Source organism: Arthrobacter sp. 05L417, assembly GCF_056397865.1.
In genome coordinates, this window is sequence record NZ_JBFTOG010000004.1 from 172,428 (window position 1) to 187,513 (window position 15,086).

The following is a 15,086-nucleotide window of genomic DNA, read 5'->3' on the forward strand; positions in this document are numbered from 1 at the left end:
AAACACCATGAAGACACAAAATAAGGTCCACGCCGCTGTGGCCTCACTGGCCCTCCTGATTGGCTTAACCGCGTGTGGCAGCGCCGCCGGTAGCGAACCTTCGGCCAGCCCCACCGAGCTGGGCCTGAGGGACATCTCGGAGGGTGTCCAGCCCGATCCGAAGGCTGTAAGCCTCCTGCCGAAGTCGTACAAGGACAAGGGCGAGCTCACGGTGGCCGCGGACCTGCACTACCCGCCGACCGTCTTCCTCGCCGAAGACAACAAAACCCCGATCGGCCTCAACCCGGACATCACCCGGCTCATTGCCAAGAAGCTTGGCGTAAAGGTGAAGTTCGAGGACACGAAGTTCGACACCATCATTCCGGGACTTGACGGTGGCCGCTTCGACTTCACAGTCTCGACCATGGCCAAGACCGAGGACCGGCTCAAGGTCGTAGACATGATCGACTACTTCAAGGCTGGCAGCTCCATTGGGGTGACCGCCGGAAACCCGCAGAAACTCACCAACGAGACTCTGTGCGGGAAGAGCATCGCCGTCACCCAGGGATCCACCGGTCAGCTGTTGCGCCTTCCGGCCCTGAACGAGATGACCTGCACCTCCAAGGGACAGCCCGCGATCAACGCGGTAACGCTGCCCAACATCCAGGAAGCCCTTGTCCAGCTGCACTCCAAGCGCATCGACGGCATCCTCTACGACACCACGGCACTCGCTTGGGCACAGACGCAGCAGCCGGGCTCCTTCCAGATGCTCACACCTCCGCTCAACGTCGGCGGAACCGGCATCACGGCAGTTGCGCTGAAGAAGGGCTCGCCGCTGACCCCGGCCATCCAGGCAGCAGTCCAGTCGATCCTCGCGGACCCGGAGTACAAAGAGTCGCTCAAAACCTGGGGCCTCGAGTTTGGGGCCATCACCGACGCCAAGTTGAACTAGCAGGTGCCTGAATGACAACGGCTATCAGCAAAGGAAACAAAGCTGCCATGGGAAGCATTGATGCAGCGCTCAAGCCACGGCTTCGGCTTCGGACCCGCTCGGAATACGCGGGGTGGATCCTTAGCATCCTCGTCGGCGTCGGGATCCTCACCTCCGTCCTGACAAACTCCAACTTCAAGTGGGAGATCGTCGGGAAGTACTTCTTCGCTGAGACGATCCTTCGCGGGCTCATGCTCACGATCTTCCTCACGGTTGCAAGCATGGCCCTGGGAACCTTGCTCGGGCTTGCCCTTGCGATCATGCGGGCTTCGCACGTGAAGCCGGTCTCCATGACAGCCGGGCTCTACATCACGTTGTTCCGGGGCACCCCAGTGCTGGTGCAGCTGATCTTCTGGTTCAACATCTCCGCCCTTTACCCGAACCTGAGCATCGGGATCCCGTTCACCGACATCAGCACCGCCATCGACGTCAACACGATCATGGGCCCGATCACCGCAGCCCTCGTGGGCCTGACTCTCAACCAGGCCGCGTACATGGCCGAGATCATCCGCGGCGGCTTTTCCGCGGTAGGCAAAGGCCAGCTCGAGGCCGCCGACTCGCTCGGAATGAGCGCGTCCATGAGGATGCGCAAGGTCATCATCCCGCAGGCCATGCCGTCCATCATCCCGGCAACCGGCAATCAGTTCATCGGAATGTTCAAGGAGACATCACTGGTCAGCGTCCTCGGCGTGGCCGAGCTTCTGCAGAGCACCCAGTTGATCTACGCGCGCACCTTTGAGACCATCCCGCTGCTCATCGTGGCCAGCCTCTGGTATCTGGTCATGACGCTGCTGCTGAGCTACCCGCAGTCCAAGCTCGAACAGAAGTACTCCCGCGCAACCGCCAGGCTTCCCCGGAAGTCGAAACCCGTTGTGCTGACCGACCCGGAAGGTATCGCCCGATGAGCACCGACGGCACTATCCTTGCCCGGAAAATCCGAAAGTCCTTTGGACCCAAGACAGTCCTGAAGGACATCGACCTGGAGATTGCCAGCGGAGAGATCTGCTGCATCATCGGCCCCAGCGGCTCGGGAAAGTCCACCATCCTTCGCTGCATCAACGGTCTTGAGACCGTGGACTCCGGTGTTCTGAAGGTCAACGGCGAGGACTTCGGCTACTACGAAACCGACAAGGCCTACCACGCCCTGCCAACGAAGAAACTGGCCCAGCAGCGCACCAGGGTTGGCATGGTCTTCCAGCAGTTCAACCTGTTTCCGAACATGACCGCCCGGGAGAACGTCATGTCCGGACCGGTCCTGGTCAAGCGCGCGGACAAGAAGGAATCAGCCAAACGAGCCCAGGAACTGCTGACAAGCGTCGGGCTCGGCGCGTTCGGGGATCGCTACCCCGCCGAGCTCTCCGGTGGGCAGCAGCAACGCGTCGCGATCGCCAGATCGCTGGCCATGGACCCGGACATCATGCTCTTTGACGAACCAACATCTGCACTGGACCCCGAAAAGGTCGGTGAAGTCCTGGCAGTCATGAAGGAGCTCGCCAAGAAGGGCATGACCATGGTGGTAGTCACCCACGAGATGGGCTTCGCCCGCGAAGTGGCCGATTCCCTGATCTTCATGGACGACGGCTACGTCGTCGAACGCGGCGACGCCCGGGAAGTCCTCGCCAACCCCCAAGAGTCCCGCACCCAGTCCTTCCTCGAGAAAGTGCTCTGAAATGACAGATGGAAAACTGGCCGTCATCGGCCTCGGCACCATTGGCAGCATGGCCCTATGGCAGGCCTCCCGGCTATCCGATTCCGTGGTCGGATTCGAAGCGCAGCTCCCTGCCCACGGACGCAGTGCCGTTGGCGGAGACACCCGCCTGTTCCGCATGCTCAACCTAAACCCGGGCTTCAACCCCATCCTGCAGAGCTCCCAACGTCTCTGGGCCGAGCTTGAGGACGAAACCGGACAGGACATCCTCCTGCGCTGCGGCGGAATCTACATTGGTACGGCGAACGGCCAGTACATCCCGCAGCTGCTCGAGTCGGCGCGGGCGACCGGCGTAGCGCACCAGATCCTCTCCCGGAGGGAGATGGCCGAGCGGTATCCGCAGCACAACCTGCGTTCGGACGACATCGGTGTGTTCGACCCCAATGGCGGCGCGATAAGGACGGATCGGGCCGTCACGGCTGCGGTCTCCGCAGCCCAGGCCAACGGTGCGACCGTGCTCACCAACACCCCAGTAGACGGGATCCGGGAAACTGTAGACGGTGTCGTGGTGACCTCCGGGGACAAGTCCTGGACGTTCGAGAACGTCATCGTCGCCTCCGGCGGCTGGTCACAGAAGCTCATGCCGGAGTCGCTCCAAGCACACACCCAACCCAACAGGGTCTTCCTCACGTGGTTCGTCGCGAAAAATCCAGCGCTCTTCTCTCCAGAGCGGTTTCCTGTCTTCGTCCGGCTCTCCGGAGACCGCTCCATGTATGGTGCGCCCGCCGTTGACGGGGTCACCGTTAAGGCAACCCTGAATTTCCGGCCAACGCCTACCAGGAACCCCGATGCAGTTCCCAGGGAACTTACTCCGGCAGAGGTTGCCGAGACGATCGAGACGGTCAGCGAGTTCTTCCCCGGCCTGTATCCGAACATCGTCCGCTCGGACGCTTTCCCGGACCTCTTCACGACCGACCGCAACCCCCTGCTCGGCCGGTTGGATCCAGGCAGCAGGGTCTACTGCGCGACAGGGTTCTCCGGCGGGGGCTTCAAAATGGCCACCGGATACGGCGAGATCGCCGCACGCGAAGCACTTGGCTCGCAAACATTCGAGGGGCTGGACTTCGTGCGTCCGGAACGGTTCATGAGCGTCCACAGCACGCAGGCTGCCGCGGCCGGACACTCCTCTTCCCACAACTAGTGAAAGCGTTGATATGAGCCTTCCCTTCGCCCCCACTGATACTCGAATCGGGCTGGTCGCCAACGGCGTGTCCGGCTCGCCATCACACCGGCTTCAGGCTCTGGGTTTGGAGTTGCCCAGACTCGCTGACAACCCGTACTACCTTCACCACCGCTCGATGGACTCCAGCATTCACATCTCAGGCCAACTGCCGTACAAAGACGGCGAGCTCCTGGGCACCGGGATCGTCGGCCGCGACGTGGAGCTTGAAACAGCGCAGGAGCTGGCCCGCCACGCCGCGCTTAACGCACTCGCTGCCGCCGTCCAAGCGGTGGGGGATCTGGACAAGGTCCGCATCGTACAGATGCTCGTCTTTGTGGCCAGCACTCCGGACTTCGGCCTGCAGTCGCAGGTGGCCAATGCAGCCAGTGACTTGCTCATCGGGGTGCTGGGCGAGAACGGACGGCACGCCCGTACTGCGATCGGTGTCGCCGGACTGCCGCGTAGGAGCCCGGTCGAGATCCAGATGGTCTGCACGGAGGCATAGGGCATGAACAATAAGGAGCACAGCGTGAACCGCATTCAGCAAGCTCTAGGGACACTCATCGGTCGGATCGACACGCCCTCACCCATCGTGCTGTCCGACGTGATGCAGGACAACATCGACCGGATGCAGGCCTTCGCAATCCAGCAGAACCTCGAAGTCAGGCCACACGTCAAAACCCACAAATGCGTGGAAATCGGCCGGCGCCAGCTCAAAGCAGGTGCCGTCGGAATCACCGCAGGCAACGTCGGCGAGGCAGAGGTCTTCGCCGCTGCCGGGTTCGACAACATCTTCATCGCCTATCCGATCTGGCCGGCTGGAACCAAGGGCCCGCGGATCCGCAAGCTCGCTGAGACAACCAGGCTCCGGGTCGGCGTCGACAATATCGCCTCGATCGATGCCCTGGCCGACGCGATGGGATCAGAAGCGGAGCTGCTGCAGGTAGTGATCGAGGTCGATTGCGGTGCCCGACGGTCCGGGGCCGCTCCCGAGGCTGCCGGTGACCTCGCCCTCGCAGCCCGCAAGCGTGGCCTGATCCCGGCCGGTGTCTTCACCTATCCCGGCCACGGCAGTGCCGGACCGGACGCCCGCAAGCGAGCCGCGGAGGACCAGGACGCCGCACTCATCACCGCCGTACGGAGCCTCAGCGCAGTTGGCGTGACACCGGAGGTGGTCAGCGCCGGCTCCACACCCACCGTGGAATTCGCCACCAACAGCGTCATCACCGAGATCCGGCCCGGCGAGTACGTCTTCAACGACCTCAACAACACCAGGCTTGGTGCCTGCACTGAGGACCAGATCGCGCTGTTCCTCGCTGGCACAGTGGTCAGCGACTGGGTCCCCGATCAGGTTCTTTTGGATATCGGAACCAAAGCCCTCGGCCGAGAAGGCAGCCCCGAGATCGGGTACGGCGGCATTGCGGGCACTACGGCCGTATTGTCCAAGCTCAACGAGTACCACGGCTTCCTTCCCCTGCCCGGGGACGGATTCCGCCCCCGCGTCGGGACCGTGCTTCCCGTGGTGCCAAACCACGTGTGCCCGGTGGTGGTCAATTTCGAGGAGTACATCGTCACCGACAGCACCGGAACGTCACTGGAACGGTGGCCGGTGGACGCCCGCGGATTCCTCAACTGACTGGAGTGCCGGGGGACTGAACATTCGTCCCCCGGCATTCCCCAGTCCTCATCCCAAACAACCAACCTCACACAATGGAGTGACCGACTTGAGACTAGACAAGACCACCGCCGTGGTGACCGGCGCCAGCAGCGGAATCGGCGAGGCAGTGAGCTCACGTTTCCGGGGGGAAGGCGCCCGCCTGCTGCTGACCGGCCGACGGGCGCAACTCGGCAGTGCCCAAGATGAGGACCTGTACGTGCCTGGCGACCTTAACGACGAAGCATTCGTCGAAAGCCTCGCCCGGCAGGCCGCCGAATCCTTCGGCACCGTTGACGTAGTCGTCCTCAACCACGGCCTGCAGGTCACCGGACCGCTCACGGAAATGGCTTATGAGGATGCCAAGAACGTGCTGCACAGCAACCTGCTGAGCTCGTTCCTGATGATGAAGCACTTCGCGCCGCTGATGCCAGCCGCCGGAGGTTCGTTCGTGCTCGTCAGCTCACGGCTCGGGATGGTCGGCATGGCAGATCAAGTCCTGTACTCCGCGGCCAAGGGGGGCCTGATCATGCTGGCGAAGGGCGCGGCCATCGAGTGGGCCTCACGGAACATCCGCGTCAACGTCGTCGCTCCAGGCCTGACCGCTACCCCAATCATCGAAGCCTCAATCCAGCGCAGGGACGACCCCGAGGCCTACCGTCGGCAACGCGAAGGCCAGATCCCACTCCAACGCCTTGCCACGCCCAAAGAAGTCGCCGACGCCATCCTCTTCCTCGCATCCAAGGAAGCGTCCTACATCACCGGAGCGACGCTCCCGGTAGACGGCGGATACACCGCCTTCTAGCAGCGCATGATCCACAAAAACAGCGGGGCCCGGTCCACCGCCGGGTCCCGCCCCCTTCCCAACAAAGTCTGAAACTGGAGCAACGCCCATGAGTACTGCCCTGAACCTCACCGAAACCCGGCTGTTCATCGGCGGGGAATGGAGACGATCCGGCACAGGAGCCATGCTGCCGGTCATCAACCCCGCCACCGGCGAAGCGATCGCGCACGTCTCCGACGGCTCTATCCAGGACGGAGTGGCGGCCCTGGACGCCGCCTGCGCGGCCCAGGACGCGTGGGCAGCAACACCGGCAAGGGAACGCGCGGACATCCTCGCCCGCACCTATCAGGGCATCATCGCCCGCCGCGACGATTTCGCCCGCCTGATCGTGGATGAGATGGGCAAGCCCTGGGCCGAAGCCCAATCCGAAGTCGACTACGGCGCAGGTTTCTTCCGCTGGTTCGCAGAATCCGCCGGACGTATCCACACCGAAGGCCAGTTCGGCGTCGAACCGGGCTCCAACTACCACATGGCAGTGTCCAAACGCCCGGTGGGCCCCTCCCTGCTGATCACCCCATGGAACTTCCCCCTTGCCATGGGCGCCCGCAAGATCGCACCGGCCTTGGCCGCCGGCTGCACCACCATCCTCAAGCCTGCCGCCCAGACCCCACTGACGTCCCTGCTACTCGCCCAGGTCCTCCAGGAAGCAGGCGTGCCCGCCGGTGTGATGAACGTCGTCGCGACGAGCAACTCCCGGGATCTGATCGGCGGCATCATGAGCGACGAACGGACCCGAAAGATCTCCTTCACCGGCTCCACCGAAGTCGGCCGGGTACTCCTGGCCCAAGCCGCGCAGAACGTCATGAACACCTCCATGGAACTCGGCGGGAACGCGCCATTGATTGTTTTCGACGACGCCGACCTCGATACCGCCATCGAAGGCGCCTACCTCGCCAAGCTCCGCAATGGCGGCCAGTCCTGCGTCGCAGCCAACCGGATCTATGTCCAGGCCGGCATCGCGCCCGAGTTCACCAAACGCTTCACGGAACGCCTCGCCGCCGTCAACGTAGGCAACGGCCACGAACCCAGCACCGGCCTAGGACCACTGATCGATGACAAGCAACGCGCAACCGTCCACAACCTCGTCACCGACGCCGTCGCCAAGGGAGCAACCTGCCTCACCGGCGGCCAGGTCATCGACGGCCCCGGCTACTACTACCAACCCACCGTCCTGACCAACATTCCAACCAACGCCAACATCAGGGAAGAAGAAATCTTCGGCCCCGTCGCAGCCATCTACACCTTCGACACCGAAGAAGAAGCCATCGTCGAAGCGAACGCCACCCCTTATGGCCTGGCCTCCTACATCTTCACTCAGGACCTTGGGCGGGCACTGCGCGTCGCCGACGCGATTGATGCCGGCATGACAGGAATCAACCGCGGACTCATCAGCAACCCGGCCGCACCCTTCGGCGGGACCAAACAATCAGGCCTCGGGCGCGAAGGGGGAATCGAAGGCCTCGAGGCCTACCAGGAAACCAAATACACCGGCATCCAACTCTGACCTGACTGGTCATGTCCGCCCAAACGCTAGAGAAACCATGGACGATTTCGCGGAGTGGAAGAGGCTTTTACGGCTGCCCATCGAAATGCGAAAGGCCGACCAGCGGAACCGTGGATGGCGCGAGGACCCAACGAGATAGCGGTTCAAGATCCTCGGCGTCCCAAAACGGTTGATGCCCACCCGTGGAATGTCACGGCAGGCCGAGATGAGCCGTCTGAAGTGGGTGCATAGGGGTGGCCTCGTCAGGCCGCCTCGAGCTACACCAACTTCGTTCCCGTCAGGCCAAAGCCTGGGTTGCCCGGAGCTCACATCCGGAACTTGATAGGGATACTTGCTTGATGCAGATCGGGGCGGACACCTGTCGGAATCCGCTATTCGGAACCGTAGGTATTCCTCCAAATGGTTCTTTTCGCGTTCAAACCCGGCAGAGTCTACTGCACCGGAAGTGGCCTTTCTAAAGCTGTGAAGGCTGCATTGCTGACCATCCGGGGTGACCACACGCTCATCGGGCTGGCTCGGCCGGACGGTTGTGCCTAGCCCCAGCGGGTGCGTGGGACCGTCCCCCTCTCCTCCAACGAGTGTGAGTAATCAGCGGCCAATAGCCCTGATGCACGGAGCAGTGGCGCATCGGCGCCGGGTTCCTCCCGGGACGCCGCGGACCTCCCAGGAGGGTAGGGTGTCTGCGCACGTATCAATTCTACGCAGGGTAGAAAAAATGTTTGCGAGTCCAAGGTGATTGGTCGTGGGTGTTCGATGAAGTGCTGCGAAGGTGCAGAGTCTTCTTGGGGCCCCTGACATGGGAAAACGCGCAAAAGCATGCCGAGACGGGTTCTCTTCCGTCTTTCTACTCGTCCCACTTGCTGGCCGATACCGATGTTCTGTCGTCGGGTCGGTCGGAAGGTCTTGTCATGATGCTCGTGGTCTTCTCCGCCATGTTAACAAGGAAGGAGGTGCCGCCGTCGTGTTGGATGTTTCATCGTTCTGCCGGGTAGGGTGTGGTCGGATTTTGGTTCGTTCGACGGATGGGTGTGAGTCGTGCCCCAGGGGCCGCCGCCTCATCCCGGCAGGAGGCTCCAAGCGGGCTAAAAGGCTGAGCCTTAGCAGGCGATCTCCAGTGTGTGGCGGCTCCCCTTTTGCTGGTGCCGCTCCGACTGTGCAGAGCAGCTTGGGTCCCCTTTTCGTCGGTGGCGATCGAGCAAAAAAGAAGTGTGAACAATGTCCACACTTTCCACCCCGGACTGGCCGGTACTGCCGTCGGACTGGCCCCGATTCCGCTTGTTTCCGCCACTTCCCAGTGTTTCCAAGGCCAGGAATCGCCTTCGAGTCCCACCTCGGGCACGCATAACCCCTCGTCAGAGGGGTTTTTGCTTTAACGTGTGGACATTGTCCCTCGGCGGATCCCTCTGACGTTGTCCGCGTCTGTGCCTGGCGCCGCGGTGGCCTGTTCGGTTGTGTTGGTGGCGGGGTCAGGGTCCTGGCTGGTGGCCCCCGTCCGCCTGCTGGAATCTAGGGTTATGCGTCGTCCTTTTCTGCTGTTTCCGGTGGCCAGTTGTTGGCCGTCACTCATTCATCGCCAAGAGTTGTGGTGACGACATGACGAGGACGGATTGTCGTCGAGAATCATCCCGGGATGGCAGCTTTCTGCGAGCAAGACCGGGTGCGCATATCGTGTGTTTGTCCGGCCAAAGGAGGTGTGCACCCTGTGCACACCTTTGTGCGCGGGCGGCTTTTCGACCTGCATTTTGATTCCTTCTCCCTGGTTCTGCCTTCACCGCTTCATGCAGTTCTCCGTTGCGGGCGGCATGACTTTGCGGCCTGGATCCTCGGTGTCATTGGACGTTCCTGTCAGCGGAACGTCCTTGGGCTCCTGGGTCCGATCCGTCGACGGAGTCCAGGTGTGTGGGATCCGGGCTTTCTTCCGGGCTGTCCGGGTTTGGTTGGGTCCTACCTGTCCATATCGGGACGTGGGGCCATTTACATGCCTCTCTGAGCCTGCTCTTCAACGGCCGTCGAACGGCCGTCGGCATGCTGGCGTGGATGACCGAAAACGGCCGGCGGATCAGCGGCGGTTTGGGCACACTGAGCGTGTCCCGCAAGCCCAGGGTTGCGGGAGACATCAAGGGAGGCCCTGTGTAGTTGGCCATGTTCGTCTCGTGTCTCACTTCTATGACTCGGAACCGATCGGTCCATGTCGTTCCATGAATACTGCTCGTTTCGCGATGTTCGGTTATCCGAGGCTCTCGAACACCAACGTTGCCTGGATGCGGTCACCGCCACCGATTCCCTTGCTCCCGCTGCTCGCGGTGGTTATCGTATGGAGTCGATAGCCCTTCGCGGCCTGATCGTTGATGGCCTTCTCCAGGGAAGTCAGGTTGCCCGAACCGGTTCCCCACAGTTTCTCTTTGAGGATTACCTGCAGGACGACATACTGCATGACACGACTTCCCTCCATTGCTGGCCAATTGGGAGCAATGCTACTCGATGCGGCGGGGCGCTCCTCCGGGGACGTGAGCGACGGCGCCGCGAGGGTCCGACGGCGCACAGTGTCAACGTCGCGGCAGCGTCCCAGCCACAACAAGACTCACCCACAGGGGTCATCGTAGGCTTTCTCAAAGTCGGGCGTTTTCCGGAATGCCTAACCGGTCGTGCTTCTGCTTTGACGGCGGTGAAACGGCGGGGCATATTGAAGCAGCTGCTCATTGACCGCCCTCCCTCGACGGGGTCTACTCACAGGGCTACCTTGGACTCATGACCGAGGAGCACACGGAAGAAGAGGGCAAAGGGCCCGGGACGGGAACGCAAGCCGCCGGCAGCATGGGCAGCAAGGTGGACCCGGACTTCATCCCCGGCGAAAGCCAGGAGAACCCTAACGAAAAGCGATCCAGGGAACAGCCCGAAGAGACCGGAAGCTGATTATCCGGCCGGCCTTGATCAGTTGAGAGAAGGAACGGAAAATGAGCGCTGAGGCGAAGAAGCCGGACAAACCCGTCCACGACGGCGTCCAGGGCGGGAGCGATCCGATTCCGAAGGAGCCTGCCGGCTCCATGGAATCCCGAAGAGGCCCTTCCGCCGACGGACCTGGGACGGTCCCGGACGGCCCCGGTATATCCGACGGCGGTGCCGATGATCCGTCCGGCCCGGCACAGGAACAAGACGATGCCTCTTCCGATGACCGCGGACTAACGACCGACTTGGCGCCCAGCGACTAGCAGCGCTATTGCCGAAGAACCCGGATCGTGCGAAGTGTCGGGTCTACCGGGTCCGGGAGGACCATGCCGGCCTTCAGCCCGGACTTCAGGTAGTCCACGACGGCGGTGTTGATCACCTCGCCGGGTACGATCGCCGGAATCCCGGGCGGGTAAGGGGTGATCTGCTCGGCCGCGACGCGTCCGGGTGCTTCCCGGACCGGGATGTCCTCGGTGGCGCCGAAGAATGCGTCGCGGGGAAGGACCGCGGTTTCCAGTTCCAGTTCGTGCGGGGCTGGTAAGTCAACCGGTGCCGCGGGCGGCATCCCGGGGGCCGCGTCGACCAATGCCTCGAGGGCGTCCAGCAGCCTGCGCGCCGTCCCGTCGTCGTCAGCCATCGACAGGGTTGCCATGGTGCGCCGGTGGTCGCTGAGGCCCATATCGATCCGGCAGTTTTCCCGCAGCCAGTTCGCCGCCTGGTAGCCGCTGATGCCAAGCCCGGTGAGATCCATCAGGATCTGCATCCGGTCAAGATCGTGGGAGGACTCCACCGCCAGCAACTCATCCTCCAGGACATGGATCCCGGGAAGGGCGCCGATGTCCGTACGGAGCCGGCCGGCGAGTGCCAGGGCGTTTCCGAGCAGCTCGCCGCCGTGCTGGACCATCTGGCGGCGCCAACCGTCGATTGCCGAATACAGGATCGCGTTCGGGCTGGTGGTCATCAGAAGATCCGCACAGGCGGACAGGTGTGCCGGGTCCACCAGGTCACCCTGCAGGTGGTAGACCGAACCCTGTTCGAAGCCGGCGCCCATTTTGTGCACACTGACCACGCAGATGTCTGCGCCGGCATCCATGGCCCAGGTGGGCAGGTCTTCATGGAAGGGCAAATGCGCGCCCCAGGCCTCATCGACGATCAACGGTTTTCCGCGGTCGTGGCAGATTCTCGCGATCGCGGCGATGTCTGCGCACGTCCCGTACGGTGTCGGACTGACGATCAGGCAGCCGGCTGCGCTGGGGTAGCGTTCCCACATTTCCGCCACGTCGGCCGGGGAGGGCGGGTGCGCCAAATGCAACTGTGCATCCCAGCGGGGCCGGATCCACCGCGGCTGGATACCGGAGAAGATGAGGCCGGCGACGATCGACTTGTGGGCGTCCCGGCTGATGAGGAGGTCACCCTTCCCGGCAGCGACGGCGAGGACCGCCGCCTTGACGGAAAGGGAACTGCCGCACGTGGAAAAGAATGCTTGTTCCGCCCCGACGGCTTCGGCCATGAGCTGTTCGGCTTTCTTCAAGTAGCCGCCCGACGACGAGCGGTCATCGAGTCCTGCGGAGACCAGGACGTCGGAACGGAAAGTCTGTTCTCCCAGCACCTCCCGCACCCGTGGATCCGCGCCACGGCCCTGTCGATGGCCCGGGGGAGTGAAACCATAGCGGTCCACGCGGTGGTACTCGGAAAGGGCGTTTACCAAGGGCGCTTCGTTTTGGTCCATGGTCCCGTTTTACCAGCCGGGAAGCGGGCACGGGAGCCCACATAGAGGAAGGGACACTATTTGCGGGCGCGAAGGTCACGCACAGTTGAGCGGCGTCCGGCGCGGGTCAGGTGCCCAACTCCATCATGAGGGGCGGCAGTTCGTCGGCAAGTTCCCGGGCAAGATAGCCGGGGCTTCCTTTCCGGCTGGCCAGCCTGTCCCCGGCGGCGGCATGGAGGTGCGAACCCCAGCATGCTGCCTGCGCATCCGTTGTTCCGCGGGCCCGGAGTCCGGCGATGGTTCCGGCGAGGACGTCTCCGCTGCCGGACGTTCCAAGTCCTCCTGAACCGGTGGTGATCTCCCAGCAAGCCGTGGATCCGGCTGTATCCGCCGGGCCGGCGTTCCGGGGTTTGGCAATGATGCCCTGGCAGCTGACCACCGCCTGGTATGTGTCGGAGACTTCGGCGACATTGTTGCGGATGTCTTCAGGATCCCGCCCGAGGAGCAGGCCCAGTTCGGTCGGGTTCGGAGTCAGGATGAGATGCCCGGCCCAAGGCCGGATATCGGCCAGGAGTCGCTTCAGGATCCCCAGTGCGAATGCGTCGAGGATGAGGGTCTGGTCCTCGCGGATCTGTTCCTTGCGCAAAAGGTTTCGCAGTAGTTGGGCTGTCTCCTCCGGGTCATCAAGGCCAGGCCCGATGAGCACTGCGTCGGCTGCTTCCAGGTCCGGCTTCAACGCCTCGAGGCCTGTCGAGCGGACGGAGCCGGAGGACGTTTCGGGCAAGCCGATCACGCCGGCCTCAGGGAGGGCTACTGCCAGGGCCGCGGCCGCGGATTCGGCCACGGCAAGCGTGAGGCGCCCGGCGCCTGCACGAAGCGCGGCGGTGCCGGCGAGAAGGGCGGCACCGGGTGTTTTCCGGGCCCCGCCGATGACCAGCACGCTCCCTCGCTCGAGCTTGCCTGAACCCATTGCCGGCAGCGGCCAGCTCCGCAGAAGGGTGGGGGTCACCGGGGTAGCCGGAAGGTCACCGTGGATGGACATCGGCGTCGCCTCCGTGCTCGGTGAGCGTAACCCCTTGCTCCGTGAGATGGTCTGCGGCATTGAAGCTCTCCAGGGACCAGGGGCCGTGACCCTTGGCGCGGACATAACGCGTGAGGGAAGCGTTCAGAACGGTGGTGGTGCCGGCTATATCCAGGAGCCCCTGCTCGGAAAGGCCTTCCAGAAGGTACCGGAACAGCAGGATGACGGCGTCATGGCCGACCACGAGGACCCGCTCGCCTCGGGAGAGTTGTTCAAGATCGGCGAGGAAGCTCCGCAGCCTCAGCGCGACGTCGGTCCAGGACTCCCCGCCAGGGGGTCTGTAGTAGAACTTCCCCAACCACCGGCGGCGCAGGGCCTCCTCGGGCAGCCTGAGCTCCACACCCTTGGCGGACAGCATGTCCAGGATGCCGAGCTCGCGGTCCCTGAGCCGCTCATCCACGCGGAGCGGCACCTTCCAGCCCGCCGTCCCGACGATAATTTCGGCAGTGCGGCGCGCCCGGGTGTACGGGGAGCACCAGACCACATCCGGGCACCGCGACGGCGGGAACCTGCTGAACGAACCACCTAAAGCGGTGGCCTGCTCGTAACCGAGCGGTGACAGGTCGACGTCGGCATCCCGCGCCGGGACATCAATGACTTCCGCGCCGGACAGCCCGGCCGCCGAGGCTGCCACGTTTCCCAGGCTCTCGCCGTGACGGACCAGCATCAGTTCCACGGCGCCTCTGCCTGATCGCACCGGCATGCTATCGCCCACAAAGAATCTCCTTCGCCGAGACCGGGGCCGGACTCTTTCGATGCCGCCCCGATCGCCACACGATACCGACCACTCCGGGGAAAGGCCATAGGGCCAGCGGCGGAGCGAGCTTGTAGGGGCCGCATCACCTGAGCCTTTTCGGGCACAGCCTGGCGGCATCGGCGAGCCGTGCGCGAGGTTGCGGGAGAGGCAGCAGCCTGCGGAACCCCGGCGCAGCGGGGCGTGGACTTCCTGCTCGCCACCGATAACGTGGACCTCATCGGCGTGGCGTTCCTGAGAACGCCCCCTGAGAGAGGAGTTCGCGATGGCTACCCGGAGTCAGTCCCCCGATAATGAAACGACGCCTTTGAAGCAGATACGGCAAGGAGATCGTGTGGAACTTGATGGTTCCCCGTTCAGGGTTGTCTTCGTGTCCCGGAAGGGCAAGACCGTGACCCTGGAACTCGAAGACGACCACGACCAGCGTACGAGTGTCGGTGGAGTGGCCAAGGCCCGGTTTCTGGTTCGCCACCTGTGATCGTACGCGGCCTGGAGTTCATGCCTTGCAGAACTGAATCACGGACGGCCTCACCAGGTCGCGACTAAACTCGAAGCGACGCAGCACACGGGGCGCGCGGTATGCGGGCGGAGCCGACCGCCCGCGCCATGGACGGCGGAATCTGCGCAGGAGCTGTTTCGGGGGGCCGAACGGCCGCCCCGATGACGCAGGCGTAGGTCTCAGGCCATCCTAAGTATGCTGATGATCTTGTGCTCTCCGGCCGCTGGTTTTAGGTTTGGAAAGGGCAAGCACCTCA

The 15,086-nt window shown here is 63.4% G+C and carries 15 protein-coding genes; 11 read left to right on the forward strand and 4 right to left on the reverse strand.

Annotated elements, in window-relative coordinates; translation table 11 throughout:
* Positions 1 to 7: 7 nt before the first annotated feature.
* The 8 genes from AC1DJW_RS05840 (at position 8) to AC1DJW_RS05875 (ending at position 7,842) form a co-directional block, all read left to right on the forward strand.
* A complete protein-coding gene (locus AC1DJW_RS05840; protein ID WP_476900903.1) occupies positions 8 to 931 on the forward strand; it encodes an ABC transporter substrate-binding protein in 924 nt (307 codons plus the stop codon).
* 47 nt (positions 932 to 978) lie between these two features.
* The gene (locus tag AC1DJW_RS05845) at positions 979 to 1,875 is read left to right on the forward strand and encodes an amino acid ABC transporter permease (protein ID WP_476900904.1); all 897 of its coding nucleotides are present in this window, start codon (positions 979 to 981) and stop codon (positions 1,873 to 1,875) included.
* On the forward strand, positions 1,872 to 2,639 hold the full coding sequence (locus AC1DJW_RS05850) for an amino acid ABC transporter ATP-binding protein (RefSeq protein ID WP_476900905.1): 768 nt from the start codon (positions 1,872 to 1,874) through the stop codon (positions 2,637 to 2,639). Before AC1DJW_RS05845 ends, AC1DJW_RS05850 begins: the two co-directional genes overlap by 4 nt.
* A 1-nt stretch (position 2,640) precedes the next feature.
* A complete protein-coding gene (locus AC1DJW_RS05855; RefSeq protein WP_476900906.1) occupies positions 2,641 to 3,819 on the forward strand; it encodes an FAD-dependent oxidoreductase in 1,179 nt (392 codons plus the stop codon).
* 13 nt (positions 3,820 to 3,832) lie between these two features.
* A complete protein-coding gene (locus tag AC1DJW_RS05860; protein WP_476900907.1) occupies positions 3,833 to 4,345 on the forward strand; it encodes a RidA family protein in 513 nt (170 codons plus the stop codon).
* Positions 4,346 to 4,369: 24 nt separating this feature from the next.
* Entirely contained in the window at positions 4,370 to 5,476 is a 1,107-nt protein-coding gene (locus AC1DJW_RS05865) for an alanine racemase (RefSeq protein WP_476900908.1), read from the forward strand.
* A gap of 79 nt (positions 5,477 to 5,555) precedes the next feature.
* Entirely contained in the window at positions 5,556 to 6,299 is a 744-nt protein-coding gene (locus tag AC1DJW_RS05870; protein ID WP_476900909.1) for an SDR family NAD(P)-dependent oxidoreductase, read from the forward strand.
* Positions 6,300 to 6,387: 88 nt separating this feature from the next.
* Entirely contained in the window at positions 6,388 to 7,842 is a 1,455-nt protein-coding gene (locus tag AC1DJW_RS05875) for an NAD-dependent succinate-semialdehyde dehydrogenase (RefSeq protein WP_476900910.1), read from the forward strand.
* Between the two features lie 2,227 nt (positions 7,843 to 10,069).
* Here AC1DJW_RS05875 and AC1DJW_RS05880 read toward each other — a convergent pair.
* Positions 10,070 to 10,276, reverse strand: coding sequence for a DUF4177 domain-containing protein (locus AC1DJW_RS05880; RefSeq protein WP_441432307.1), 207 nt, complete (start codon positions 10,274 to 10,276; stop codon positions 10,070 to 10,072).
* A 314-nt stretch (positions 10,277 to 10,590) separates the two neighbouring features.
* Between AC1DJW_RS05880 and AC1DJW_RS05885 the strand changes: the two genes are divergently transcribed.
* Positions 10,591 to 10,755 (forward strand): hypothetical protein, encoded by a 165-nt coding sequence (locus AC1DJW_RS05885; RefSeq protein WP_476900911.1) that lies wholly within the window; start codon positions 10,591 to 10,593, stop codon positions 10,753 to 10,755.
* 41 nt (positions 10,756 to 10,796) lie between these two features.
* Positions 10,797 to 11,051, forward strand: coding sequence for a hypothetical protein (locus tag AC1DJW_RS05890; protein ID WP_476900912.1), 255 nt, complete (start codon positions 10,797 to 10,799; stop codon positions 11,049 to 11,051).
* A gap of 5 nt (positions 11,052 to 11,056) precedes the next feature.
* Here the strand turns inward: AC1DJW_RS05890 and AC1DJW_RS05895 are convergent, their stop codons facing one another.
* The 3 genes from AC1DJW_RS05895 to AC1DJW_RS05905 all read right to left on the reverse strand — a co-directional run bounded on the left by AC1DJW_RS05895 (position 11,057) and on the right by AC1DJW_RS05905 (position 14,280).
* Positions 11,057 to 12,517 (reverse strand): aminotransferase class I/II-fold pyridoxal phosphate-dependent enzyme, encoded by a 1,461-nt coding sequence (locus tag AC1DJW_RS05895; protein WP_476900913.1) that lies wholly within the window; start codon positions 12,515 to 12,517, stop codon positions 11,057 to 11,059.
* 106 nt (positions 12,518 to 12,623) lie between these two features.
* Positions 12,624 to 13,538, reverse strand: coding sequence for an NAD(P)H-hydrate dehydratase (locus tag AC1DJW_RS05900; RefSeq protein ID WP_476900914.1), 915 nt, complete (start codon positions 13,536 to 13,538; stop codon positions 12,624 to 12,626).
* Positions 13,522 to 14,280, reverse strand: a complete 759-nt coding sequence (locus AC1DJW_RS05905; protein ID WP_476900979.1) for a histidine phosphatase family protein — start codon at positions 14,278 to 14,280, stop codon at positions 13,522 to 13,524. The genes AC1DJW_RS05900 and AC1DJW_RS05905 overlap by 17 nt, the downstream gene beginning before the upstream one ends.
* A 385-nt stretch (positions 14,281 to 14,665) precedes the next feature.
* On the opposite strand from AC1DJW_RS05905, the gene AC1DJW_RS05910 reads away from it, so the two are divergent.
* A complete protein-coding gene (locus AC1DJW_RS05910) occupies positions 14,666 to 14,809 on the forward strand; it encodes a hypothetical protein (RefSeq protein ID WP_476900915.1) in 144 nt (47 codons plus the stop codon).
* Positions 14,810 to 15,086: the final 277 nt, after the last annotated feature.

What these genes read in the sequence shown, in the direction of transcription:
- AC1DJW_RS05840 (WP_476900903.1), top strand. Translation starts at nt 8, where the DNA reads ATGAAGACACAAAATAAGGTCCACGCCGCTGTGGCCTCACTGGCCCTC.
- AC1DJW_RS05845 (WP_476900904.1), top strand. Translation starts at nt 979, where the DNA reads ATGGGAAGCATTGATGCAGCGCTCAAGCCACGGCTTCGGCTTCGGACC.
- AC1DJW_RS05850 (WP_476900905.1), top strand. Translation starts at nt 1,872, where the DNA reads ATGAGCACCGACGGCACTATCCTTGCCCGGAAAATCCGAAAGTCCTTT.
- AC1DJW_RS05855 (WP_476900906.1), top strand. Translation starts at nt 2,641, where the DNA reads ATGACAGATGGAAAACTGGCCGTCATCGGCCTCGGCACCATTGGCAGC.
- AC1DJW_RS05860 (WP_476900907.1), top strand. Translation starts at nt 3,833, where the DNA reads ATGAGCCTTCCCTTCGCCCCCACTGATACTCGAATCGGGCTGGTCGCC.
- AC1DJW_RS05875 (WP_476900910.1), top strand. Translation starts at nt 6,388, where the DNA reads ATGAGTACTGCCCTGAACCTCACCGAAACCCGGCTGTTCATCGGCGGG.
- AC1DJW_RS05880 (WP_441432307.1), bottom strand. Translation starts at nt 10,276, where the DNA reads ATGCAGTATGTCGTCCTGCAGGTAATCCTCAAAGAGAAACTGTGGGGA.
- AC1DJW_RS05885 (WP_476900911.1), top strand. Translation starts at nt 10,591, where the DNA reads ATGACCGAGGAGCACACGGAAGAAGAGGGCAAAGGGCCCGGGACGGGA.
- AC1DJW_RS05890 (WP_476900912.1), top strand. Translation starts at nt 10,797, where the DNA reads ATGAGCGCTGAGGCGAAGAAGCCGGACAAACCCGTCCACGACGGCGTC.
- AC1DJW_RS05895 (WP_476900913.1), bottom strand. Translation starts at nt 12,517, where the DNA reads ATGGACCAAAACGAAGCGCCCTTGGTAAACGCCCTTTCCGAGTACCAC.
- AC1DJW_RS05900 (WP_476900914.1), bottom strand. Translation starts at nt 13,538, where the DNA reads ATGTCCATCCACGGTGACCTTCCGGCTACCCCGGTGACCCCCACCCTT.
- AC1DJW_RS05905 (WP_476900979.1), bottom strand. Translation starts at nt 14,280, where the DNA reads ATGCCGGTGCGATCAGGCAGAGGCGCCGTGGAACTGATGCTGGTCCGT.